Consider the following 21,189-nt stretch of genomic DNA (forward strand, 5'->3'; position numbering starts at 1 on the left):
TTTCTCGCGCTTCGATGCGATCCCGATTGAAATGTGGTCGGGAACGGATCATCTTGCGCGTGCCGAGTTCCGGCGTTTGGATCGCGGCCTATCACGACAGATGAGACTACACTGATGTTCGACCGTCCGCAGCGCAACAACAACTCCTTCCGCGCTCCCGAGATCACCCAGCGCGACATCCGCGCCACCGTCAAGTGGTTCAACGCCACCAAGGGCTTCGGCTTCGTCACGCCCGAAGACGGTTCGCCGGATGCCTTCCTCCACTCCACGGTTCTGCAGTTCTGCGGACACGACAGCCTCGACGAAGGCGCGACCATCGTGTGTGATCTGTCGCGCGGCCCGAAGGGCCCGCAGGTCGCCACCATCCACTCCGTCGACCTGTCGACGGCGGCCCCGAGCCGTCCGTCGGCCCGTCCGTCGCGCGACCGTGACAGCGGTTGGGGCAACGACGGCGGCTACGGCGGCGGCAACAGCTACGGCGGCGGTCGTGGCGGCTACGAGGCCGATTCGGGCGACGGCGAGACCGTCGACGGCACGGTCAAGTGGTTCAACGTGACCAAGGGCTTCGGCTTCATCGCCCCGGCCAGCGGCGGCAAGGACATCTTCGTCCACATCCGCGCACTGGAGCGTTCGGGCATCCAGGGTCTGTCCGACGGCGAGCAGGTGCGTGTCACCATCCGCCAGGGCGCCAAGGGTCCGGAAGCGCAGCGCGTCGAACTGCCGTAACATCTCGTCTCGTGATGTGAAAAGCCCCCCGCTCCTTCCGGAGCGGGGGGCTTTTTGTTTTGGGCAGTCGTTGTTGGACGGCGCTTGGGATGCAGGGGCGATCAGGCCTGCTTGGCGTCGATGATGCCCCGGCGGATCGCGCGGGTCTTGGTGAACTGGTCCTGCAACTGCTGCCCCTCGCCCCAGCGGATCGCGCGCTGCAAGGCGGTCAGATCCTCGGTGAAGCGCTGGAGGATCTCCAGAACGGCTTCCCGGTTGTTGAGGAACACGTCGCGCCACATCACCGGGTCGCTGGCGGCGATGCGGGTGAAGTCGCGGAAACCGCCGGCCGAAAATTTGATGACCTCGGACTTGGTGTCGTCCTCCAGATCCGAGGCGGTGCCGACGATGGTGTAGGCGATCAGGTGCGGCAGATGCGAGGTGATGGCCAGCACCCGGTCGTGGTGGGCGGCGTCCATGATCTCGACGTTCGATCCGACACGGCGCCACAGTTCCGTGACCTTCTCCACCGCCGCCGCGTCGGCGCCCGACGGCGGGGTCAGGATGCACCAGCGGCCCTGGAACAGGCTGGCGAAGCCGGCCGCCGGGCCGGAATGCTCGGTGCCCGCCACCGGGTGGCCGGGAACCAGATGCACGCCGTCGGGCAGGTTGGGACCGACGTCGCGCAGCACCGCCTCCTTCACCGAGCCGACGTCGGTGACGATGGTGCCGGGGGCCAGCAGCGGGCCGATGCGCTCGCCCACCTCGGCGAAGCTGCCGACGGGGGTCGCCAGCACGACCAGATCGGCGCCGTCGAGCGCCACCTCGACCTCGGTCGTCGCCATCTCGACGATGCCCAGTTCCATGGCGACGACGCAGGCGTCCTTGCTGCGGTCGGCGCAGACGACCTCCCGCGCGATTCCATACTCCGCGATGGCCCGCGCCAGGGAGGAACCGATCAGGCCGATGCCGATGATGGCAACGCGGTCGAACAGGGGGGCGGTGTCGCTCATGATCTCCACCGGAGGCGGGTTGCGGACGGGAAAAACGCCCCGTTTTAAACCACCTCGGCGCGGATGGACCAAGCGAAACTTTGCGGGGTGGGGCGTCCGGTCCGAAGACCGGCTGTCCTCACGACAGGGCGTCTTCGGACTTCGCCTCTGCGGTTTCCTTTGGTTTCAAGTGCCGAAGCGCTATTCGGCTTTCCTCCCGGCCGAACTGGACGAGGGCCACCCCGTCGGCCTCGATCCTGGCGATGATGCCGGTGCCCATGATGGGGTGGATGACGGTGTCGCCCACCGTGGCGCCGTGCGGGCCCGGACTTTCCGCTTCGAGATTGGCGTTGCAAAACCGGCAGACCAGAGCCGCCCGTTTGATGGTTTCTGCGCAGCGCGGGCAAGGCCTCGTGTCGGTCAGGCTGCGGGATGGCAAACCCGGCGCCGGCTTCATGTCGTAAGGGGATGAGGTGGAAGTGCGCGGTGAAGCACCGGCCTGATCGGGGATGATTTGATTGATGCGGCGAAGCATCGGAACAACGAGCAGCATCGGCGGAAACAGCCCCAGCAGAAACCATAGCCACGCTCTGCGCCCGCGCTTGCGGGCGATCAGCGCGCACAGCGCACCGCTCATGACGATTGACAGGAGTTCCATTCCCAGCCTTCCAGCTTGCGCTCGTCAGCGGGATCGTGCACGTTAAAGGCGAACTTGTCGAATGGAAATCCAGATGCAGTGACGCGCGGTTCCATGCCCGCCCTCCCAATGGATCGTGCCATCGGCTCACTCGACCCGATCGCGAAGGATTTCATGGGCGGCGGATCGCCCCCTGCGGTCCAGTATCGATAACGCTTCTTTGATGCCGTCTTTGGTCAAATCTTGAAAATGATCTTTTTCTTGGAGACCGTTAAGTGAAAGAAGATAAAAACCTCTATACGGTCTTCTTCAAGAAAAACAAGGCCGATTCTGACGAAAAAATCATCATATTCGTCAATGGATTTATTGTGAACAATGGGAATTTTCCTGAGGAGGCGAAGGAAATTCCCTGCGTTCTGATATTGACGAGCAAAGGGATTCGGTTTTATGCGACTGGATTGAGGCGGGAGTTTTTTGTTAAAATTTCCATGAGTGATTTCGCGTCGATTGAATATTGTTCTTATTTGATTAGAGATGGCGTGAAGCTTTTTGCCAGCGGAAAGACGATCGATTTCCGGGTCAGGGAGAAAAGGCAATTGTCTCGGATGATGTATGACGCCCTAAAAAGCGCGCATGCGGCGCACAAAGCGGCGTCATCCTGCAAGGCAACGCCGGAAGCGACAAAGAAAGATGATGTCGAGACCAGCCTCGATACGTTGGGGCGCCTTCGCGACGCCGGCTATATCACGCAAGCGGAGTTCAAGGAGAAGCGGGAAGCGATCCTGATTGGACTGGGTAAGCTTGCCGAGCCGGGCACCGCCCAATCCTCCGCGACGACACCGCTTGTGCCATCCGCGTCCAATGGGTATCTGCGCCCCGATGAGGGACGGAAACCAAGGGTCTGGGTCTTTTCTCCCTGAATCCTCCATCGCGCGGTTTGGAATTGGGGGCCAGATCGTGCCCTAGCCGCCGGCCGCCTCTTCTTCCGCCTGACGCCGCCGGAAGCCGACCAACGCGGTCTCGTCCAGCATGATGGCGTCCTTGCGCTTCTGCTTTTCGCGTTCGCGCTTCAGCCGTTCCTCCTCGGCCAGCTCGAAGCGCTTCAGCTCCTGGAAGGCCTCGGCCATCTGGTCGGTCGCCACGGAGATCTGCGCCTCGACCTGCGCCAGCGATTGCCCCAGCCGCCGCCCACGCTCCAGCGCCGCCTGGGCGAAACTGGCGTAGGTGAAGGACACGGCGAAATCCTCGCGCGCGGTCGCCTGTTCATGGGCGATCTCCTCCTTCAGGCGTTCGATCTCGGCCTTTAGGCGGTCGCCCAGGTTCTGAAGCTCCGCCAGGACCCGGCGCTTCTCGTCGAGTTGCAGCTTTTGCAGGCGGATGATGGTCTTGAGACTCATTGCGGCCACTGCACCCCGAAGATTTCAGCCAACAGCGCGTAGCTGGTCGCCAGATCGGTCGACTCCCGCTTGCCCTGCTTCAAGAACGCCTCCAGCGCCGGCTGGTAATGGATGGCCTCGTCGACTTGCGGGTCGGACCCCTTGCGGTAGGCGCCCAGCCGGATCATCTCGGCCATGTTGTCGTAGGAGGACAGCAGCCGGCGGGCGTGCCCCACCAGCTCGTTCTCGTTGCGCGAGTTGCAGCCCGGCATGGTGCGCGACACGCTGCGCAGGATGTTGATGGCCGGGTAGCGCCCACGTTCGCCGATCTGGCGCTCCAGCACGATGTGGCCGTCCAGGATGCCGCGCACCGCGTCGGCGATCGGCTCGTTGTGGTCGTCGCCCTCGACCAGCACGGTGAACAGCCCGGTGATCGACCCCGATCCGGCCAGCCCCGGACCGGCGCGCTCCAGCAGTCGCGGCAACTCGGCGAAGACGGTCGGCGGGTAGCCCTTGGTCGTCGGCGGCTCGCCGGCCGACAGGCCGATCTCGCGCTGGGCCATGGCGAAGCGGGTCACGCTGTCCATCATGCACAGCACGTTGCGGCCCTCGTCGCGGAAATGCTCGGCCACCGCCAGCGTCATGTAGGCGGCCTGCCGGCGCATCAGCGGCGCCTCGTCCGACGTCGCGCAGACCACGATGCTGCGGGCCAGCCCCTCCTCGCCCAGATCCTCGGTGATGAACTCCTGCAACTCGCGGCCGCGCTCGCCGATCAGCCCGATCACCGCCATCTCGGCGCCGGAGAACCGCGCCAGCATCGACATGACCGAGGATTTGCCGACGCCCGACCCGGCGAAGATGCCCATGCGCTGCCCCTGGCAGCAGGTCAGGAAGGCGTTGATGGCGCGGATGCCCAGATCCAGCTTCTCCCCCACCCGCGCGCGGGCGTGGGCGTTGGGCGGCGCGTTGCGGATCGGGGTCGGGCGCGGCCCCTTGGGCAGCGGTCCCTTGCCGTCCACCGGCTCGCCCAGCGCGTTGACCACGCGGCCGAGCCACGCGTCGGTCGGGAAGATGCTGGGCTGGTCGCCCGCCACCAGGGCGCGGCAGCCCAGCCCCACCCCGTCCAGCCCGCCGAACGGCATCAGCAGCGCGCGGCTCTGGCGGAAGCCCACCACCTCGCAGGGAACCGGGCGGCCGTCGCGCGTCTCGACGATGCAGCGCCCGCCGACGGACAGCTCCTTCTCGATGCCGCCGACCTCGACCATCAGGCCGAGTACGGCGGTCACGCGCCCAAACCGGCTGGTGCCGGGAATGGCGTCGATGTCGCGGATCAGTTGGGGAATGTCGGCTGGCATGGTCGATGTCCAGGCAGGCGGGACGAAAAACGGCGGCAATTCGGAGGTAGAGCGGTGGGCGTTACCTTTGTTAACCACCATTCTCGCATCTTCCGATGGAAGCATTAACGTTGGATGAAGCGCATCGCACTGGCGTTAAGCTGAATCGTCTGTTAACTTGTGTAAACGGCGGATGGTGAACCGTTCATGAAGGAGCGGGTACCGCGCCGAGGTTCCGGTTGCGAAAGCGCGCCATCAAACGTCGGGATATCGCCATGAGGGTTCTGCTGGTTGAAGACGACTCCTCCGTCGCCAAAAGCATCGAATTGATGCTGAACACGGAAGGGTTCATCGTCGACTCTACCGACCTGGGTGAAGACGGGCTGGAGATCGGCAAGCTCTACGATTACGACATCATCATCCTCGATCTGATGCTGCCGGACATCGACGGTTACGAGGTGCTGCGCCGCCTGCGCGCCGCCCGCGTCACCACGCCGATCCTGATCCTCTCCGGCCTGACCGAGATGGACAACAAGATCAAGGGCCTCGGCTTCGGCGCCGACGATTACCTGACCAAGCCCTTCGACAAGCGCGAGCTGATCGCCCGCATCCAGGCGATCGTCCGCCGGTCCAAGGGCCATTCCGACAGCGTCATCCGCACCGGCCGCCTGACCGTCAACCTCGACACCCGCACGGTGGAGGTCGACACCCAGCCGCTGCACCTGACCGGCAAGGAATACGGCATCCTGGAGCTGCTGAGCCTGCGCAAGGGCACGACGCTGACCAAGGAGATGTTCCTGAACCATCTCTACGGCGGGATGGACGAGCCGGAACTGAAGATCATCGACGTCTTCGTCTGCAAGCTGCGCAAGAAGCTGGCGGCCGCCACCCAGGGCGACAACTACATCGAGACGGTGTGGGGGCGCGGCTACGTCCTGCGCGACCCGCATGAAGAGATCACCGAGGCCGCCCCCCCGCCGCCGCCCCGCGTGTCGCAGCAGGCGGCGGGCTGAAGCCGCCGTTTTCCAAGCGGTAATCGCGGACGCCCTCTGCCTTATTTGCAGGCTTCCACGATTACCGCTTGAACAAGCCGGGTATGACGCCCATGTATAGGGGGTCATGCTGCTTCGGACTGCCGGGCCTGTTACGCCCTCGACCTCGCTTCGCGAGCTTGCCAGATTGCGGCGAATCCAAAATTCAGTCTGATGCGACGTATCGGTGATGCGGCGCCACTTGCGTTATGGGAGACAGAGATGCCCGTCGGCACCGTCAAATGGTTCAACAGCACCAAGGGCTTCGGTTTCATTCAGCCGGAAAGCGGCGGCGCGGATGTGTTCGTTCACATTTCCGCCGTTGAGCGCGCCGGGCTGCGCAGCCTGCTGGAAGGCCAGAAGGTTTCCTACGAAGAGCAGCGCGATCCGAAGCGTGGCAAGACCTCGGCGGAAAACCTGAAGGCGGTCTAACCCGTCTTCAGCGCTTTCAGAGAAAAGGGCATCGGGAAACCGATGCCCTTTTTCCGTGCTTCCCGAATCGGAGTCCCCAGCCCATGGCCTTCAAGCCGAACTACAACCAGCAGCGCGCCGAACGCAACCGCGCCAAGGAACTGAAAAAGCAGGAAAAGCAGCAGCGCCGCGAGGAAGAGGCCGCCCGTCGGGCCGCCGGCCTGCCGCCGCTCGACGAGGTTGAGACCGCCGAGACCGACGACACGGACAGCGACGACGCCGGGGCGGCGCCCGAGACCATGCAAAAGGACGCGACCGGGAACGGTTGAGTCCGATCACGCCTTTCAGGAGTATGGGACATGGCACGCAACAAGAAGAAGCAGCCGGCGGACAACGGCTACGTTCTGTACGACGTCTTCTATCAGGATGGCGCCCGCACCTCGAACCGCAAGATCCCGACGACCGAGATCGAGTCCTTCGACGACGAGAACTCGATCCGCGCCTTCATCGAGGCGCAGGATCGCAAGATCGCGGAAATGTCAGGCAACCCGCGCGGACCGATCAAGTCGATCGCGCGCTCGGACGGGTAACATGCCGGGATGGTCGACGGCGGCTCACACCGCCGTCTTCATCCCCGCCGAGGAGAAGCCGCCCAGGCTGTAGAGGCCGCGCTGGCCTTCCACCGGCTTGAACCGGTCGGTGATGCCCAGCACCGTTTCGGCGCCGCCCAGATACAGCACGCCATCCTGCGGCATCTGGCGGGCGATGCTGTCCAGCACCTTGGCCTTGGTCGGACCGTCGAAATAGATCAGCACGTTGCGGCAGAACACGATGTCGAACTGCCCCAGCGGCGACAAATCGCCCAGCAGGTTCCATTCCCGGAACGACGCCATCTGGCGCAGTTGCGGGCTGATCTGCCATTTGTCGCCGTTCTGCTTGAAATGCTTCACCAGCATGGTGATCGGCAGGCCGCGCTGCACCTCGAACTGGGTGTAGACGCCCGCCTTGCAGCGCTCGACCATCTCGGACGAGATGTCGGTGCCGACGATCTCGATCCGCCAGCCCGCCAGCTTCGCCGCCTGTTCGTTCAGGATCATCGACAGCGAATAGGCTTCCTGCCCCGACGAGCAGGCGGCCGACCAGATGCGCAGGGACCGCTTGGTCGCCCGCGCCTGCATCAGCTTGGGCAGGACCAGGTCGCGGAACTGGTCGAAGGGTTTCTGGTCGCGGAAGAAGGACGACTCGTTGGTCGTCATCGCCTCCGTGATGTCGCGCAGCAACGCCTCGTCCTTGCGGGTGCGGACGGTCGTCGCCAGTTCCTCCAGCCCCTTCATGTTCCATTTGCGCGCCACCGGCATCAGCCGGGATTCGAGCAAATAGGCCTTGTCGCGGGTCAGGACCAAGCCCGAACGCTGCTTCAGCAGCGTGGAGAACATGTCGAAATCTTCGACTCTCATGCTGCCCTCGACGCGAGCTTGCGGATGTGGGGACCGATTTCCTTGAGCGGCAGGATGGCGGAGCAGATGCCCGCCTGGGCCACCGCGCCCGGCATGCCCCAGACGACGCTGGACGCCTCGTCCTGGCCGATCAGGGTGCCGCCGCCGTTGACGACCTCGGTGCAGCCCTTCAGCCCGTCCTGACCCATGCCGGTCAGGATGCAGGCCAGAATCTTGCGGCCGCCATAGGCCTTCAGGATCGACCGCATCATCGGGTCGACCGCCGGGCGGCAGAAATTCTCGGGTGGATCCTTGGTCAGCGCGATCACGTTCACCCCGGCGCGCTGGGTCACCAGCATGTGGAAGTCGCCGGGCGCGATGTAGCAGCGGTTCGGCACGACCGGTTCGCCATCCTTCGCCTCCTGGGCGTTGATGCCGCATTGGCGGGTGATGTGCTCGGCCAGGATCGTGGTGAAGGTCGCCGGCATGTGCTGGGTGATCAGGATCGGCTGGGTGACGCCGGTCTTCAGGTGCGACAGCACCTCGAACAGCGCCTGCGGACCGCCGGTCGAGCTGCCGATGGCGATCACGTCCGGCTTCACCGGAAGGCCCATCGGCGCCGGTCGGGTGGAGATCGGACCGACCTCGCGCTTCAGCGACATCGGCGTGACGGCCGGCGACAACGGGCGGATTTCGCCCCGGCTGCGCGACCCGGCGCGGCGCGCGGCGGCGCCCAGCGCCTTGACCTTGGAGACCAGCTCGCGCTTGAAATCCTCGGCCCCGCCGATCTCGCGGGTCGAGGTCGGCTTGGGGATGTAGTCGGCGGCGCCCGCCGACAGGCAGCGCATGGAGACGTCGGCCCCGCGCAGCGTCAGCGTCGAGGCCATGATGATCTTGACCTGCGGCGCCACCGCCAGAAGCTTGGGGATGGCGGTCAGCCCGTCCATCACCGGCATTTCGATGTCGAGGACGATGACGTCGATCGAGTTGCGCTGGAGCGAGTTGACGGCCATCTGCCCGTCGCCGACCGAGGTCACGACGCGGATGTCCTTGTCGCCTTCCAGCGCGCGGGTCAGCAGGCCGCGGATGACGGCCGAATCATCGACCACCATGACCCGGATGGGGTCCGGGTTGGCTGGCGCCGGGGGCGGCGGGGGTGCCGCCGGCCGCGTCGTGGAAAAAGGACTTCTGCCAAAACTGTCCGACATAACGACGTATCGCCTTTCAACTCAGCGGCGGGACGGGGATCGTGACGCGAAGCGTCACAGCAACCCGACCTGGGCGAATTTGGTCTGGATGATGTCGGTGTCGAAGGGCTTCATGATGTATTCGTTGGCCCCGGCCGACAGCGCCTCCTGGATGTGGGCGAGGTCGTTCTCGGTCGTGCAGAACACGACCTTGGGGACATCGCCGCCGCTCATCTTGCGCAGCCGGCGCAGAAACTCGATCCCGTTCATGACCGGCATGTTCCAGTCCAGCAGGATCGCGTCGGGCATCCGCGCGGCGCAGGCGTCCATCGCCTGTCTGCCGTCCTCCGCCTCGGAGCAGGCGAAGTTCAACTCTTCCAGGATCTTGCGGGCGACCTTGCGCACCACGCGGCTGTCATCGACCACCAGACAGGACTTCATCTCGGTAGGGCCTCGGGCGTTGCTGAAAATCCGGTGGGGAATCCCGGGGACGGCGCGGAACGCCGCCCCTTGCGAGGATCCGGAGGGGCGGCTTTTACGCCGCTTCGACGGTCGTGAAGTTCAGCAGGCGCGGAACGTCGAGCACCACCATCAATTGGCCGTTCAGCCGGTAGATGCCGGTCGACACCTCGCGCCAACGCGGGTCCAGCGTGGCCGGATTGCGCTCGAAATCCTCGGTGGTCAGGCTCAGAACCTCGCCGACCGAATCGACCATCAGGCTGTACAGTTCGCCGCGCAGATCGACGACGATGGACATGCCGGGCTTGTCCTTCGGACGCCCGGTCAGCCCCAGCCGCAGCCGGACGTCGATGGCGGTCACGATGCGCCCGCGCAGGTTCAACGACCCGGCCACCTCGGGCGGGGCCAGCGGGATCCGGGTGATCCGCTGATGGCCCAGCACGTCCTGCACCTGAAGGACCGGGATGCCGAACATCTGGTCGGCGATCGTCATGGTCACGAAATCCTGGTTGCCGTTGGCGACAAGATCGTCGCCCTTCGACTTCCGGACGGTGGACGGCAGCTTGGCGTTGCTCATGCGGCACCTTTCTGTTCGGTCAGCGTCTGCTGGAGAGCGTAGAGCAGAGCATCACGGTCGAACTTGGCGACATAGTCGTTGAAACCGGCGATCCGGCCGCGATCCAGGTCGCGCGGGCTGGCGTGGCTCGACAATGCCACCATCGGCACGCGATGCCAACGGCTGCCGTGGCGCACCGCCTCGGCGAAGTCGAAGCCGCTCATCCCCGGCATCTCGATGTCGGACACGATGACGTCGAAGTCCTCGCCCGCCTCGCAGAGCGCGAGCGCGTCGCCGGCGTTCTCGACCGCCGTCACGTCGTAGCCGGCGACCGACAGCAGCGGCGTCAGCAGGTTGCGGAAGAACGGGCTGTCGTCGACCAGCAGCACGCGTTGGAGCTTCTCCTCCTCGAACCCTTCGTTGGCGGCCGAGCCGAACCAGTCCTTGTAGGCCTGGGTCAGGAAGAAGCCGGCGTCGATCACCTCCGTCGCCTTGCCGGCGATGATGGCGGAGCCCATCAGGCCGGGACGCTCGGCGGCGAGCTGGACGTTGAGCTTCTCCTCGACGATGTCGACGATCTCCTCGACGATCAGGCCCATCGAACGGTCGCCGTCGGCGAAGACCAGCACCGGCTGGCGCCCCTCGCTGGCCAGCGTGAAGTTGGGGTCGATCGGAACCAGCGGCATCAGCTTGCCGCGGTACTGGACCATCGGCAGGCCGTTCGACAGCTCGACCGTGGCGAGGTCGACGTCCTCCAGGCGGGCGACCAGCGAGAGCGGCACCGCCTTGGGCGCGCTGTCCCCGGCGCGGAACAGCAGCAGCGCCATCTTATCCTCCTTGCGCTGGGTCTGGACGGCGGCGGCCTCCCTCCCGGCGGTCTCGGCCATCGCCATCTCGCCGGTGGCCGACGCGATGCCGTTGGGGTCGAGGATCATGATGACCGAGCCGTCGCCCAGGATCGTGTTGCCCGAGAACATCTCGATGTGGCGCAGGATGGGCGCGACCGGCTTGACGACGATTTCCTCGGTGTCGAACACGCGGTCGACCATGATGCCGAAGGTGTAGGTGCCGACCTGGGTGACGACGATGAAGGTCTCGTCCTCGGTCTTCTTCGCGGCTTCGGCGGCGTCGTCGAGCTTGAGGAGCTGCTGGAGCGAGACCAGCGGCAGCAGGCGGTTGCGCAGGCGCAGCACCGGCGTGCCCTTCAGGCGTTCGATGGTGTGCTCGCTGTCGGCGGCGGCGCGCACCAGCTCGACCACGCTGATCTGCGGGATGGCGAAGCGCTCGCCGGCGCATTCGACGATCAGGGCCGAGACGATGGCCAGCGTCAGCGGGATCTTGATGACGAAGGTCGAGCCCTTGCCCTGGACCGACTTGATCTCGATCGTGCCGCCGATCTTCTCGATGTTGGTCTTGACCACGTCCATGCCGACGCCGCGGCCCGACACGTTGGTGACCTTCGCCGCGGTCGAGAAGCCGGGCTTCATGATGAACTGGATGATCTGCTGGTCGGTCATCGACGCCAGCTCGATCTCCGAGGCCATGTTGTTCTGGATGGCCTTCTGCTTGATGCGGTCGATCGCCAGGCCCTTACCATCATCCTGGATCTCGATGATGATGTGGCCGCCCTCGTGATACGCGTTCAGCGTGACGCGGCCGGTCTCGGTCTTGCCGGCCTTGACGCGCTCGGCCGGGATCTCCAACCCGTGGTCGGCGCTGTTGCGCACCATGTGGGTCAGCGGATCCTTGATCAGCTCCAGCACCTGACGGTCCAGCTCGGTGTCGGCGCCGAGCATCTGGAGGTCGATCTTCTTGTTCAGTTCGTGCGCCAGATCGCGCACCAAGCGCGGCAGCTTGGCCCAGGCGTTGCCGATGGGCTGCATGCGCGTCTTCATGACGCCTTCCTGCAGCTCCGACGTGACGTGGTTCAGGCGCTGCAGCGGGGCGGCGAACTCGCTCTCCTTCTGCGACCGCAGGATCTGGAGCAGCTGGTTGCGGGTCAGCACCAGCTCCGAGACCATGGTCATCAGGTTTTCGAGCAGGTCGACGTTGACGCGGATGGTCTGCGCGGCGACCGCCGATTCCTTGGTCGCGGTCTCGGTGTTGCCGTCGTTGCCGCCACCGCCGCCCGTGACCGGGGTCGCGGCGACCGGAACCTTGGCGGCGGGCGCCGGTTCCGGCTCCGGAACGACCAGATCCTGGGACGGGGCGGGCTCGGGCGCCGGTTCGGGCGCGCGGGGGGCGAGCGCGGTGCTGGCGGCCGGGGCCGGGGGCGGAACGGGGGTCTCGGGGCCGGGGATGGAGTTCCACAGCGCTTCGAGTTCGTCCAGCGTGTTCGGACGCTCCTCGGCGGCGGCGACGGCCGGGGCGGTCGCCGCCGGCGCCGCGGCGGCGGGCGGCGCGCCCAGCTTGCCCTCGGCGCACAGGTTCAGCCGCTCGATCAGGGGCAGGTCGTCGCCCGGCGGTTCGGCCTCGGTGGCCTCCAGCACGGCGAGCAGGCTCTTGATGGTGTCGAGCGCCTGGAGGATCAACGACACCGCTTCGGGGTTGATCGTCAGTTCGCCGTCGCGGAACTTGCCGAGCACGTTTTCCGACGCGTGCGCCACCTTCTCCAGGCGCGGCAGCCCCAGGAAGCCGCAGGTGCCCTTGATGGTGTGAACGAGGCGGAAGATGTTCGACAGCAGTTCCGGGTTGTTGGGGTTCTGCTCCAATCGGACCAACTCGACGTCGAGCACCGATAGGTTTTCGTTGGTTTCCGTCAGAAATTCGGAGAGCAGATCATCCATGTCGCATTCCCCAGGCCCAATGTTAGGTCCGTTCCGGCCCGCCGGCCCGAACAGGCGGCACAAGTGGGCCACCGGTTGCGTTCCAGTCCAGGTATGCCCGGAGCCTGTCAAACACTGATTAAGAGAACCTTACCCGTTCGGACAGGGAAACCGCGCAGCGCTCCGCCGAACGTCGTCGGGGCGGATTGTCACAGGAGGATAAAAGGATGGACGCGGAACTCGCCAAGGCCGTGCGCGACGCGGTGGCCGTGCTGAACGAAACGCTGGCCGAGGCGGCCAAGCACAATCTTGCGGTGACGCTGCGCACAACCGCGCACCAGACGACCGGCGGCGTCGAGCAGGTCGTCGTGGAAACGCAGATCCACAAAAGGCTTTGAGGCGGGAGCCCCGCGCTTACCAATCCGCCGTGAACACCAGCTTGTCCGGCCCGGACGGCGTGACGGTCAGGCGGAAGCCGTCGTCCTCGGCGAAGCGGCCGGTCAGATGGGCGTGGACGGTGCGGGGAGTCAGTTCCTCCGTCGTCGCGTCTCCGGCCAGGGCCTTGGCCGAATCCGGGCGCAGCGCGCCGGGGCGGCCGGCGGCGGTGACGGTCAGGCGGCCGCTCTCCTCGCTCCCCTCCCCCGTCACGGTGACGGTGCCGCCATGGGTCAGCGCCTCGTCGGCCAGCAGGACGAGGTTGAGCATGGTCTTCACCACGCCGCGCCGGTAGGCGATCATGTCGCTGGGCACGCGGTCGGGCCAGTCCAGCGTGGTGCGTCCGCCGTCGAGCCAGCCGGTGGCGGCGGCGCGCGCGTCGCCGAACCCCTTCTGGTCGCGCCCGGCCAAGCCGTAGGCCAGCCGGAACACCCGCAGCCGGCGGTCCGCCTGCGCCGAGGAGTGGTCGATCAGCTTGACCGCCTCGCCGAAGAAGCCGCCGGCCGGCGCGCCGTCCTCCTCCTCGTCCTGCATTTCCTCGATCAGCTCGAGCCCGTTGCGGATGGCGCCCACCGGGCTGACGAGGTCGTGGCAGACCTTGGAGGCGAGCAGTTCGAGCACCCGAATGTCGATGGTCAAGGCGGGGTCTCCAGACGGATAGGGGAGCGGTTGCGGCTTATGGCCCGAAATTCACGGGCGATAGTGTAGCATCGGCGCGGACGATTCGCGTTTCGGAAAGGACGCTTCATGGACGATTCCCTGGTTCCCGGCGCGTGGGTGCGTCACCCGAGCCAACCCGACTGGGGTCTGGGGCAGGTCCAATCGGCGATCCGCAACCGGATCACGGTGAATTTCGAGCATGCCGGAAAGGTGCTGATCGACTCCGACGTGATTGCGCTGGACGTGGTCGATCCGGACATGGCGTGAAACGCTCACCGCCTCCCGAACGGGACAGCCCCGAATCGCCCACGCGGTCACCGTCGTATAACAGGGACGCCCGGCGTGGCGATGCTATCCTGGCGCGGCGGGTCGGAACGAAGCGAGAGCGGGCGGTGAAAGTGCTGTTGGTTTGTCTGTTCACGCTGCTCCTGCTGCTCGCCGGGCCGGTCTTCGTGATCGCGTCCGGCACCGCGTCGCTGGGCGTCGACTGGAGCAAGGCCGACCGGACGTCCGTGGGGCTCGCCCCCGACCCGGCCACGACGCCGGAGGCGGTGGTGCAGGTCTACGCCGCGCGGGTCCTGTCCTGGCGCGGCGCCTTCGGCGTGCATCCCTGGTTCGCCGTGAAGCCGGCGGGCGCGCGGGCCTACACCGTCTACGAGGTGATCGGCTGGCGGGTCTACCGGGGCATGCCGGCCGTCGCGGTCAGCCACCGCGACCCGGACGGGCGCTGGTTCGGCGCCCAGCCCATGGTGCTGGCGGAACTGCGCGGCGCGGCGGCGGCGGCGGCCATCCCCAAGATCGCGGAGGCCGCCGGGACCTACCCCTACGCCGGGGAGTACCGGATCTGGCCCGGCCCCAACAGCAACACCTTCGCCGCCTGGGTGGCGCGCGCGGTTCCGGAACTGCGGCTCGACCTGCCCTCCACGGCGCTCGGCAAGGATTATCTGGGCACCGGCTTGTTCGCGCGGGCGCCCAGCGGCACCGGCTGGCAGGTCAGCCTGTTCGGCGTCGCCGGCGTGTTGCTGGCGGCGGAGGAAGGGCTGGAGGTCAACCTGCTTGGTCTGACGGTCGGCGTCGATCCGCTGGACCTTGCGGTCAAGCTGCCGGGTGTCGGCCGCCTTGCCTTTCGTCCGGATTCTCCGACCCCCGTCGTCGTCGAGGGCGAGGCCAAGCCGCAGGAATGATCGCCTGTCCTGTCTCGGGGCGGCTGAACGGTGGCGAAAAGCTTACACCCCGATCAATGAAATTCTTCCCAAACAAGCATCGAAAACCGACGACAATTAAGGCGAATTGTTGCTGGGTTGGAAATGGATCTCCGAGGCGATAACCAGCCAGGAACCGCCCCATCTTGGAGCGCACAACATCGTTGATTTGGATGAAGTGCGTTTCTAGCCTTCCGCCATCGTCATCATCGTGCGCTCGCGCGCCGACATTGGGAGATGCGGATGTCGTTGACTGAGGCCATAGCCCCGGCCACGGAGTGGTATTCGTCCTATCTGCAAGGCACGTTCGAGCAGGCGGATTTGCTCAAGACCGCGAATCAGGAATTCCAGGGTGGAGTCTGCATGGCCACCTGCGCCTACTGGATCGCCCACCACCGCCAATACCGCTCTTTCTGGGGAAAGAAGAAGTCGTCCGATGCGCGCCTCGAATTTCTCCGCAGCAAGAACAAATTCGAAGCGATCTGCCGCGCTCAGAGCAGCTACGGAGACATTGCCCGCGACAAGTCGCAAAGCAGCAGCGCGGAAATCTACAGAAAAGCGCTCGGATCGTTTCTCGGAAACTACGGGCTCGGGTTGAGCAAAAGCATGCAAACGCTTTATCTTGGATTCACGGCGGGATACCGCGACAAATACAAGGGGCGGTCCAGCTACGTCGAGGCCGCGCGTGTCAAGTTCGAGGATCTCGCTACCTTTCTCAACCAGCCGCACAGCTTCCACATCATCAACTTCGATGGCGGCCATCAGCACACGACCTGCTGTTACAAATCCAACGGCAAGCGCGGGACGTCGTCGCATCTCTATTTCTTCGATCCCAATCGGGGAGAGTTCAAAATCCCTGCCGACGACATCGATGTGTTTCTCGCACACCTGAACTTCACGTTCATGGAAATGGGCGGCGGGCATTCCTCCGTGGTTGCCCTTCGGGTCGAGGCGTCCAGCAGCACGAAGAAGGTGTAGGCCACCGTCATTCGTCCGGCAGGGCGAACATCACCAGATAGCCGCGCTGCAACGCGCTGAAATTGTCGTCGGACACCAGATAGACCAGCGTCTCCCCCGCCGGATCGCTGCGGGTGGCGATGCCCTCGAAGTTGTCGTTCAGCAGCGGCGCCTCCAGCCGGGCCAACTCCCGCCCGTCGGCAACCGCACCCGCCCGCAGTTCCTTTGCCGCGACCCGCACGATTCGCGACGACCAGCCGCCCAGCAGCGACACCCGCCGTTCCAGCACCAGCGCACCGCCGTCCGGCAGCGGCGCCACGCTGGTCGGGCGGAAGCGCGGCGCCGTGCGGTAGGTCAGCGGCAGCCAATCCCCGCGCCGCTCCGGCAGGGCCGCGCTGCGCGTCACCCAGGCGCGGCGCTCCTGGGCGGCGCCGTCCTCGCCCTCCTCGATGGTCAGGAAACGCCCGTCCGCCAAGCGGGTCAGCGATTCCAGGCCGCTGTTGGGGGGCGTGTCCTCGGTCACGCCCGGCGGCACCGGGATCGGAGTGGGGACGCCTTCCGGGCCGTTTTCGCCGGATGGGTAGCGCAGGATGCGGTGGTCGCGCTCCAACGCCACCAGCCATCCCCCATCGGGAAGACGCGCCAGATCTTCCGCGTCGGTGCGCTTCTTCCGTTTGGAGAATCCTTCCTCCACGGCCAGGGGGCGGGTGCGCAGATCCGTGGCGCCGCTCAGCCGTCCGGCCGCGTCATAGTCCAGCCCGCCGGTCGCGACGAGGCCGGTGTCGCCAATGGCCACGAAGCGTGCCCCGTCCGGCGCCACCCACAGGCCGGACAGCCCGCCGATGCCGCCGCCGCTCAATTCCAGCGCCCCGCGAAAGCGCAGGCCCCCGACCGAAACGACCTCCGGCCGTCCGTGATCCAGTGGAACGGCGGAGGCGTGCGGCGGCGCCGGCTCGGCGCCGGACAGCACGGCGCAGCCGCCGGACAGCGTCAGCAGCAGCAGGATCGACAGGGTCTTGGCGCGCGTTTTCATGCCCGCACTCATGCCACGTCCGCCGCCGCCGGGAAACCGGCCGTTGGGCGTGGCCCCTTCGTGGCGGAGCGAAAACGGACGGCTGGCTAGGACTTGGCCGCCGGTGGAGGAAGCCTTGACCTTTCGGCTAGGCGCGCTGGATTACCCCCTCAGAACCGGTTCGGGGGGGCCGGCAAGTGCTTAAATTGGTGCATATCCCTGCATTCTGTTGCGCCGCCCGAGCCCCGAGATTGTCCCGATGCCGATGCCCTTGCGGTCCAGTGCCGTCTTCCTCCCGCCGGATCATCCGGGCAGCGCGCCGGCGCCGGAGGCGGAGTCGTTCGAAGACCGGCTGAACACCCGCATCCTCGAACTCGAATCCGAGTTGCGGGAGTTGCAGCACCGCGCCAAGAACAGCCTGCAGATGGTTATCAGCCTGCTGAAGCTTCAGGCCGGGCGCATCCGTGATCCCGACGCCCGTGCCGCCTACGAACAGACCATGCTGCGGATCGAGACCCTGGCGATCCTCTACCGCCAGCTTCACGAGACCGGGTCGGGCACCCATGTCGATCTCGGCCGCTACGTCGAGACGCTGTGCGACGCGGTGAAGGGGAACGCGCAGGGGGGCACCGCGCGCATTCCCGTCTCCATCACCTCCGATCCGATCCAGATCGGGCTGTACGAGGCGATGCCGTTGGGCCTGATCATCGCGGAACTGCTGACCAACAGCCTGCACCACGCCTACCCCGACGACGGCTGGATCCGCGTGTCGGTGCGTCAGGAGCCGAACGGTCGCGCCCGCCTGACCGTGGAGGACAACGGCCGCGCCCTGCCCGCCGGTTTCGACACCACGGCGGAGGACGGGCTGATGCTGGCCGAGGCGCTGGCCGGGCAGTTGGGCGACACGCTGTCGACCGACTCCGACGCGGCCGGCACCACCGCCGGAGTCAGCTTCCCGATCTGACGCGTCCGGCGCCGTCAGCCGGGTTCATGTTCATGATGGTGGGCGCCGTCATGGTGCTCGTGCGGGTGGGCGGGCTCCGCCGCCGTTTCGATGGTGCCGGCGAACCAGGCGCGGATCGCCCGGATCGGATCGGTTTCGGTGGTCGTCACCGGCACGATGCCGCGCCGTTTCATGTGGGCGACGAAGCCGGCTCCCGACGCGCCGGCGATCACAAGACCCACCGCGTCGATGGGATGTGGACGGCCGTCGCCGCACAGATGCAGCACCTCGTCCTCCGCCAGCTCGATGCGGGCGACCTCGGACGGCGGGCGGCCCGGTTCGGCCTCGAAGACGAGGAAACGGCGGGTGCGGCCGCCATGGGTGGCGATGGTATGGAAATCCTGGGTGCCGACGGCGATCTTCATAGGCGGGCAAGTCCCTGTTCCAGCGACGACGCCGCCCTCCTGCCACGCTCGCGCTTCCCGCGCATTGAGCGGGATCAAAACGCGCACATCGCTTGACACAGAAGGCCTATTCGTAAATATTAACCGACCTGCTCCGTCGGAGAGGTCGGGGTCCGCCAGGATGGGGGTCCCGTTCCGTCATATCGCTTTCCGTGAGGATGTGACATGAGCACCGCACTTGCGCTCCGTTCGACCGATTCCGGCGAATTGCTGTCCCGCTACATCAACGAGACCCACCGCTACCCGGTCCTGGCCGCGAACGACGAGTTCATGCTGGCCAAGGCGTGGACCGAGCACGGCGACGTCAAGGCCGCGCACGCGCTGGTCACCAGCCATCTGCGGCTGGTCGTGAAGATCGCCAGCGGCTATCGCGGCTACGGCCTTCCGCTGACCGATCTGGTCGCCGAGGGCAACCTCGGCCTGATGACCGCCGTCAAGAAGTTTGAACCCGACCGTGGCTTCCGCCTGTCCACCTACGCGATGTGGTGGATCAAGGCCTCGATCCAGGATTACATCCTGCGGTCCTGGAGCCTCGTGAAGATCGGGACCACCGCCGCGCAGAAGAAGCTGTTCTTCAGCCTGGGCCGCTTGAAGCGGAAGCTGGGCGAACTGGGCAGCGGCGACCTGCTGCCGGAGAACGTCACCCGCATCGCCAACGACCTGGAGGTCGGCGAGAGCGACGTGGTGACGATGAACCGCCGCCTGTCGGGTCCCGTCGCCTCGCTGAACGCGCCCATCGCGTCGGAAGGCGATTCGGAATGGCAGGACCTGCTGGCCGACGAGCGTCCGACCGTCGAGGACACGCTGGTCGAGCGCGGCGAGGCCGGGCGGCGCAGCGCCCTGCTGCGCGCGGCGATGGACGTGCTGAACGAGCGGGAACGCGACATCCTGACCTCGCGCCGCCTGTCCGAGAAGCCGCTGACGCTGGAGGATCTGGCCGTCCGCTACGGCGTCAGCCGCGAGCGCATCCGCCAGATCGAGGAGCGGGCCTTCGCCAAGGTCGCCAAGCAGACGCTGCAACTGGCCGCGGCGGCGTAACAAGGCGCCTATCCGGTGCGCAACGTTCTGCTGACCGGTTTCGAGCCCTTCGGGGGTGAGGACACCAACCCGTCCTGGGAGGCGGTGCGCCGCCTCGACGGCTGGGAATGCCGGGGCCATCGCGTGGTGGCCCACCGCATTCCCTGCGTCTTCGGTGCGGCGCTGGACGGGCTGGATCGGGCGGTGAAGCTGGCCGATCCCGTGGTGCTCCTCTGCGTCGGTCAGGCACAGAGCCGCAGCGATTTTTCGGTCGAACGCGTCGCCATCAATCTCGACGACGCCCGCATTCCCGACAACGCCGGGAATCAGCCCATTGATGCTCCAGTGATTCCGGAAGGTCCGGCGGCCTATTTCGCCAGCCTGCCGATCAAGGCCATCGTCGCGGCGGTGCGCGCCGCCGGTCTGCCGGCCTCGGTGTCGCAGACGGCGGGCACTTTCGTCTGCAACCACCTGTTCTATGGTGCCTGCCACCTGCGGGCCGTGCGTCGGCCGGACTTGCGCGTCGGCTTCGTCCACATTCCGCTGTCGCCGGCCCAGGCCGCCCGCCATCCCGGCAGCCCATCCATGGCCATCGAGAGCGTTGCCGAAGCGCTGCGCATCGCCGTGGACACGATTCTGGCGACGGGCGAGGATCGGAAGATCGCGGAAGGGCGGCTGGACTGACCGCCGTTCCTTTCAATTGGAAAGGAACGGCGGCTTTTCAAAGCGCGGCCTTCACCCGCACATGGACCTCACACACCCAGATAGGTGTGGAGCTTGCCCATGTTGGCTTCGAGTTGGTCGTTGGGGATCATGTCGACGACATGCCCCTCCTCCATCACGTAGTGGCGGTCGGCGATGGTGGCGGCGAAGCGGAAGTTCTGCTCCACCAGCACGATGGTGAAGCCGCGCGCCTTGAGCGCCCGCACCGCGACGCCGATCTGCTCGATGATGACGGGGGCCAGCCCCTCGGTCGGCTCGTCGAGCAGGATCAGGGTGGCGCCGGTGCGCAGGATGCGGGCGATGGCCAGCATCTGCTGCTCGCCGCCCGACAGCCGGGTCCCCTGCGTCGAACCGCGACCCTTGAGGTTGGGGAACAGGTCGTAGATCTGTTCGACGGTCATGCCGCCGTCCTTGATGACCGGCGGCAGCGTCAGGTTCTCGTCGACGCTGAGGCTGGAGAAGATGCCGCGCTCCTCCGGCACATAGCCGATGCCCAGGCGCGGAATCTTGTGCTGGGCCATGCCGATCAGCTCCTGGCCCTGGAAGCGGATCGAGCCGGTGCGCTTGCCCATGATGCCCATGACGGCCCGCATGGTGGAGGTTTTGCCGGCGCCGTTGCGGCCGAGCAGAGTCACCACCTCGCCCTGGCGGACCTCCAGGCTGACGCCGTGCAGGACGTGGCTTTCGCCGTAGAAGCCTTGCAGGTCGGCGATGTCGAGCATCGCGGTCTTGGTCATCGCGCCGTCAGGCATGTCCCGTCCCCATGTAGGCTTCCATCACTTGGGCATTTTTTGATACGACGTCGTATGGACCCTCGGCCAGGATCTCGCCGCGCCGCAGCACGGTGATGGTGTCCGACAGATGCGCGACGACCGAGAGGTTGTGCT

The 21,189-nt window shown here is 66.1% G+C and carries 27 protein-coding genes; 13 read left to right on the top strand and 14 right to left on the bottom strand.

What is annotated here, in order from left to right:
- Positions 1-114: 114 nt before the first annotated feature.
- The gene (locus tag EJ913_RS32995; RefSeq protein WP_126998311.1) at positions 115-726 is read left to right on the top strand and encodes a cold-shock protein; all 612 of its coding nucleotides are present in this window, start codon (positions 115-117) and stop codon (positions 724-726) included.
- A gap of 101 nt (positions 727-827) precedes the next feature.
- On the opposite strand, the gene EJ913_RS12670 is transcribed toward EJ913_RS32995, so the two are convergent.
- Together EJ913_RS12670 and EJ913_RS12675 are read right to left on the bottom strand one after the other, a co-directional pair.
- Positions 828-1,718: a prephenate/arogenate dehydrogenase family protein gene (locus tag EJ913_RS12670; RefSeq protein ID WP_126998313.1), complete on the bottom strand. Its 891-nt coding sequence runs from the start codon at positions 1,716-1,718 to the stop codon at positions 828-830.
- A gap of 118 nt (positions 1,719-1,836) precedes the next feature.
- Positions 1,837-2,355 (bottom strand): hypothetical protein, encoded by a 519-nt coding sequence (locus EJ913_RS12675; protein ID WP_126998315.1) that lies wholly within the window; start codon positions 2,353-2,355, stop codon positions 1,837-1,839.
- A 254-nt stretch (positions 2,356-2,609) separates the two neighbouring features.
- Here EJ913_RS12675 and EJ913_RS12680 point away from each other — a divergent pair, with 254 nt between their 5' ends.
- On the top strand, positions 2,610-3,254 hold the full coding sequence (locus EJ913_RS12680; RefSeq protein ID WP_126998317.1) for an SHOCT domain-containing protein: 645 nt from the start codon (positions 2,610-2,612) through the stop codon (positions 3,252-3,254).
- Between the two features lie 42 nt (positions 3,255-3,296).
- Here EJ913_RS12680 and EJ913_RS12685 read toward each other — a convergent pair whose 3' ends face one another.
- Positions 3,297-3,731: a flagellar export protein FliJ gene (locus EJ913_RS12685; RefSeq protein ID WP_126998319.1), complete on the bottom strand. Its 435-nt coding sequence runs from the start codon at positions 3,729-3,731 to the stop codon at positions 3,297-3,299.
- Positions 3,728-5,065 carry a flagellar protein export ATPase FliI gene (gene fliI / locus EJ913_RS12690; RefSeq protein WP_126998321.1) on the bottom strand — a complete coding sequence of 446 codons (1,338 nt, stop codon included), beginning with the start codon at positions 5,063-5,065 and terminating at the stop codon, positions 3,728-3,730. The genes EJ913_RS12685 and fliI overlap by 4 nt, the downstream gene beginning before the upstream one ends.
- Positions 5,066-5,319: 254 nt before the next feature.
- Here fliI and ctrA point away from each other — a divergent pair, with 254 nt between their 5' ends.
- The 4 genes from ctrA (at position 5,320) to EJ913_RS12710 (ending at position 7,076) form a co-directional block, all read left to right on the top strand.
- Positions 5,320-6,057, top strand: coding sequence for a response regulator transcription factor CtrA (gene ctrA, locus EJ913_RS12695; RefSeq protein WP_126998323.1), 738 nt, complete (start codon positions 5,320-5,322; stop codon positions 6,055-6,057).
- A gap of 240 nt (positions 6,058-6,297) precedes the next feature.
- Complete coding sequence (locus EJ913_RS12700; protein WP_085552656.1) at positions 6,298-6,507, top strand: cold-shock protein; 210 nt, start codon at positions 6,298-6,300, stop codon at positions 6,505-6,507.
- Between the two features lie 83 nt (positions 6,508-6,590).
- Positions 6,591-6,815, top strand: a complete 225-nt coding sequence (locus EJ913_RS12705; protein ID WP_126998325.1) for a hypothetical protein — start codon at positions 6,591-6,593, stop codon at positions 6,813-6,815.
- Between the two features lie 30 nt (positions 6,816-6,845).
- On the top strand, positions 6,846-7,076 hold the full coding sequence (locus tag EJ913_RS12710) for a hypothetical protein (protein WP_126998327.1): 231 nt from the start codon (positions 6,846-6,848) through the stop codon (positions 7,074-7,076).
- 24 nt (positions 7,077-7,100) lie between these two features.
- On the opposite strand, the gene EJ913_RS12715 is transcribed toward EJ913_RS12710, so the two are convergent.
- The 5 genes from EJ913_RS12715 to EJ913_RS12735 form a co-directional block, all read right to left on the bottom strand.
- Positions 7,101-7,943, bottom strand: a complete 843-nt coding sequence (locus tag EJ913_RS12715; RefSeq protein ID WP_126998329.1) for a CheR family methyltransferase — start codon at positions 7,941-7,943, stop codon at positions 7,101-7,103.
- Positions 7,940-9,034, bottom strand: coding sequence for a protein-glutamate methylesterase/protein-glutamine glutaminase (locus EJ913_RS12720; protein WP_126998331.1), 1,095 nt, complete (start codon positions 9,032-9,034; stop codon positions 7,940-7,942). Before EJ913_RS12720 ends, EJ913_RS12715 begins: the two co-directional genes overlap by 4 nt.
- Before the next feature lie 150 nt (positions 9,035-9,184).
- A complete protein-coding gene (locus tag EJ913_RS12725; RefSeq protein ID WP_126998333.1) occupies positions 9,185-9,550 on the bottom strand; it encodes a response regulator in 366 nt (121 codons plus the stop codon).
- 94 nt (positions 9,551-9,644) lie between these two features.
- On the bottom strand, positions 9,645-10,145 hold the full coding sequence (locus EJ913_RS12730) for a chemotaxis protein CheW (protein ID WP_126998335.1): 501 nt from the start codon (positions 10,143-10,145) through the stop codon (positions 9,645-9,647).
- Complete coding sequence (locus EJ913_RS12735; protein WP_126998337.1) at positions 10,142-12,910, bottom strand: hybrid sensor histidine kinase/response regulator; 2,769 nt, start codon at positions 12,908-12,910, stop codon at positions 10,142-10,144. Before EJ913_RS12735 ends, EJ913_RS12730 begins: the two co-directional genes overlap by 4 nt.
- A gap of 206 nt (positions 12,911-13,116) precedes the next feature.
- On the opposite strand from EJ913_RS12735, the gene EJ913_RS31625 reads away from it, so the two are divergent.
- A complete protein-coding gene (locus tag EJ913_RS31625; RefSeq protein ID WP_185909762.1) occupies positions 13,117-13,287 on the top strand; it encodes a hypothetical protein in 171 nt (56 codons plus the stop codon).
- A 16-nt stretch (positions 13,288-13,303) separates the two neighbouring features.
- Here EJ913_RS31625 and EJ913_RS12740 read toward each other — a convergent pair whose 3' ends face one another.
- A complete protein-coding gene (locus EJ913_RS12740; RefSeq protein WP_126998339.1) occupies positions 13,304-13,963 on the bottom strand; it encodes a histidine phosphotransferase family protein in 660 nt (219 codons plus the stop codon).
- Between the two features lie 108 nt (positions 13,964-14,071).
- On the opposite strand from EJ913_RS12740, the gene EJ913_RS12745 reads away from it, so the two are divergent.
- From EJ913_RS12745 to EJ913_RS12755, 3 genes are all read left to right on the top strand, one after another.
- Entirely contained in the window at positions 14,072-14,251 is a 180-nt protein-coding gene (locus EJ913_RS12745; RefSeq protein ID WP_126998341.1) for a DUF3553 domain-containing protein, read from the top strand.
- 125 nt (positions 14,252-14,376) lie between these two features.
- Complete coding sequence (locus tag EJ913_RS12750; RefSeq protein ID WP_126998343.1) at positions 14,377-15,168, top strand: DUF3750 domain-containing protein; 792 nt, start codon at positions 14,377-14,379, stop codon at positions 15,166-15,168.
- Between the two features lie 261 nt (positions 15,169-15,429).
- The gene (locus EJ913_RS12755; protein ID WP_185909763.1) at positions 15,430-16,164 is read left to right on the top strand and encodes a YopT-type cysteine protease domain-containing protein; all 735 of its coding nucleotides are present in this window, start codon (positions 15,430-15,432) and stop codon (positions 16,162-16,164) included.
- A 7-nt stretch (positions 16,165-16,171) separates the two neighbouring features.
- Here EJ913_RS12755 and EJ913_RS12760 read toward each other — a convergent pair whose 3' ends face one another.
- On the bottom strand, positions 16,172-17,176 hold the full coding sequence (locus tag EJ913_RS12760) for an esterase-like activity of phytase family protein (protein ID WP_126998347.1): 1,005 nt from the start codon (positions 17,174-17,176) through the stop codon (positions 16,172-16,174).
- 238 nt (positions 17,177-17,414) lie between these two features.
- Between EJ913_RS12760 and EJ913_RS12765 the strand changes: the two genes are divergently transcribed.
- On the top strand, positions 17,415-18,119 hold the full coding sequence (locus EJ913_RS12765; protein WP_126998349.1) for a sensor histidine kinase: 705 nt from the start codon (positions 17,415-17,417) through the stop codon (positions 18,117-18,119).
- Positions 18,120-18,133: 14 nt separating this feature from the next.
- On the opposite strand, the gene EJ913_RS12770 is transcribed toward EJ913_RS12765, so the two are convergent.
- Positions 18,134-18,523: a NifB/NifX family molybdenum-iron cluster-binding protein gene (locus EJ913_RS12770; RefSeq protein ID WP_126998351.1), complete on the bottom strand. Its 390-nt coding sequence runs from the start codon at positions 18,521-18,523 to the stop codon at positions 18,134-18,136.
- Between the two features lie 204 nt (positions 18,524-18,727).
- Here EJ913_RS12770 and rpoH point away from each other — a divergent pair, with 204 nt between their 5' ends.
- Positions 18,728-19,600, top strand: coding sequence for an RNA polymerase sigma factor RpoH (gene rpoH / locus EJ913_RS12775; protein ID WP_126998353.1), 873 nt, complete (start codon positions 18,728-18,730; stop codon positions 19,598-19,600).
- Positions 19,601-19,615: 15 nt separating this feature from the next.
- A complete protein-coding gene (pcp, locus tag EJ913_RS12780) occupies positions 19,616-20,263 on the top strand; it encodes a pyroglutamyl-peptidase I (RefSeq protein ID WP_126998355.1) in 648 nt (215 codons plus the stop codon).
- 68 nt (positions 20,264-20,331) lie between these two features.
- Here the strand turns inward: pcp and EJ913_RS12785 are convergent, their stop codons facing one another.
- Together EJ913_RS12785 and EJ913_RS12790 are read right to left on the bottom strand one after the other, a co-directional pair.
- Positions 20,332-21,054, bottom strand: coding sequence for an ABC transporter ATP-binding protein (locus EJ913_RS12785; protein ID WP_126998357.1), 723 nt, complete (start codon positions 21,052-21,054; stop codon positions 20,332-20,334).
- On the bottom strand, positions 21,047-21,189 hold a 143-nt coding region (locus EJ913_RS12790; RefSeq protein WP_483398294.1), incomplete at its 5' end, for an ABC transporter ATP-binding protein C-terminal domain-containing protein. The genes EJ913_RS12790 and EJ913_RS12785, both read right to left, overlap by 8 nt.

Origin of the sequence: Azospirillum doebereinerae (assembly GCF_003989665.1) — a bacterium.
In the GTDB taxonomy this organism is placed as follows: Bacteria; Pseudomonadota; Alphaproteobacteria; order Azospirillales; family Azospirillaceae; genus Azospirillum; species Azospirillum doebereinerae.

Bases quoted from the DNA above. Each gene is read 5' to 3' on its own strand.
- EJ913_RS32995 (WP_126998311.1), top strand. From the start codon at position 115: ATGTTCGACCGTCCGCAGCGCAACAACAACTCCTTCCGCGCTCCCGAG.
- EJ913_RS12670 (WP_126998313.1), bottom strand. From the start codon at position 1,718: ATGAGCGACACCGCCCCCCTGTTCGACCGCGTTGCCATCATCGGCATC.
- EJ913_RS12675 (WP_126998315.1), bottom strand. From the start codon at position 2,355: ATGGAACTCCTGTCAATCGTCATGAGCGGTGCGCTGTGCGCGCTGATC.
- EJ913_RS12685 (WP_126998319.1), bottom strand. From the start codon at position 3,731: ATGAGTCTCAAGACCATCATCCGCCTGCAAAAGCTGCAACTCGACGAG.
- fliI (WP_126998321.1), bottom strand. From the start codon at position 5,065: ATGCCAGCCGACATTCCCCAACTGATCCGCGACATCGACGCCATTCCC.
- ctrA (WP_126998323.1), top strand. From the start codon at position 5,320: ATGAGGGTTCTGCTGGTTGAAGACGACTCCTCCGTCGCCAAAAGCATC.
- EJ913_RS12700 (WP_085552656.1), top strand. From the start codon at position 6,298: ATGCCCGTCGGCACCGTCAAATGGTTCAACAGCACCAAGGGCTTCGGT.
- EJ913_RS12705 (WP_126998325.1), top strand. From the start codon at position 6,591: ATGGCCTTCAAGCCGAACTACAACCAGCAGCGCGCCGAACGCAACCGC.
- EJ913_RS12710 (WP_126998327.1), top strand. From the start codon at position 6,846: ATGGCACGCAACAAGAAGAAGCAGCCGGCGGACAACGGCTACGTTCTG.
- EJ913_RS12715 (WP_126998329.1), bottom strand. From the start codon at position 7,943: ATGAGAGTCGAAGATTTCGACATGTTCTCCACGCTGCTGAAGCAGCGT.
- EJ913_RS12720 (WP_126998331.1), bottom strand. From the start codon at position 9,034: ATGGTGGTCGATGATTCGGCCGTCATCCGCGGCCTGCTGACCCGCGCG.
- EJ913_RS12725 (WP_126998333.1), bottom strand. From the start codon at position 9,550: ATGAAGTCCTGTCTGGTGGTCGATGACAGCCGCGTGGTGCGCAAGGTC.
- EJ913_RS12730 (WP_126998335.1), bottom strand. From the start codon at position 10,145: ATGAGCAACGCCAAGCTGCCGTCCACCGTCCGGAAGTCGAAGGGCGAC.
- EJ913_RS12735 (WP_126998337.1), bottom strand. From the start codon at position 12,910: ATGGATGATCTGCTCTCCGAATTTCTGACGGAAACCAACGAAAACCTA.
- EJ913_RS31625 (WP_185909762.1), top strand. From the start codon at position 13,117: ATGGACGCGGAACTCGCCAAGGCCGTGCGCGACGCGGTGGCCGTGCTG.
- EJ913_RS12745 (WP_126998341.1), top strand. From the start codon at position 14,072: ATGGACGATTCCCTGGTTCCCGGCGCGTGGGTGCGTCACCCGAGCCAA.
- EJ913_RS12755 (WP_185909763.1), top strand. From the start codon at position 15,430: ATGTCGTTGACTGAGGCCATAGCCCCGGCCACGGAGTGGTATTCGTCC.
- EJ913_RS12760 (WP_126998347.1), bottom strand. From the start codon at position 17,176: ATGAAAACGCGCGCCAAGACCCTGTCGATCCTGCTGCTGCTGACGCTG.
- EJ913_RS12765 (WP_126998349.1), top strand. From the start codon at position 17,415: ATGCCGATGCCCTTGCGGTCCAGTGCCGTCTTCCTCCCGCCGGATCAT.
- EJ913_RS12770 (WP_126998351.1), bottom strand. From the start codon at position 18,523: ATGAAGATCGCCGTCGGCACCCAGGATTTCCATACCATCGCCACCCAT.
- rpoH (WP_126998353.1), top strand. From the start codon at position 18,728: ATGAGCACCGCACTTGCGCTCCGTTCGACCGATTCCGGCGAATTGCTG.
- EJ913_RS12785 (WP_126998357.1), bottom strand. From the start codon at position 21,054: ATGCCTGACGGCGCGATGACCAAGACCGCGATGCTCGACATCGCCGAC.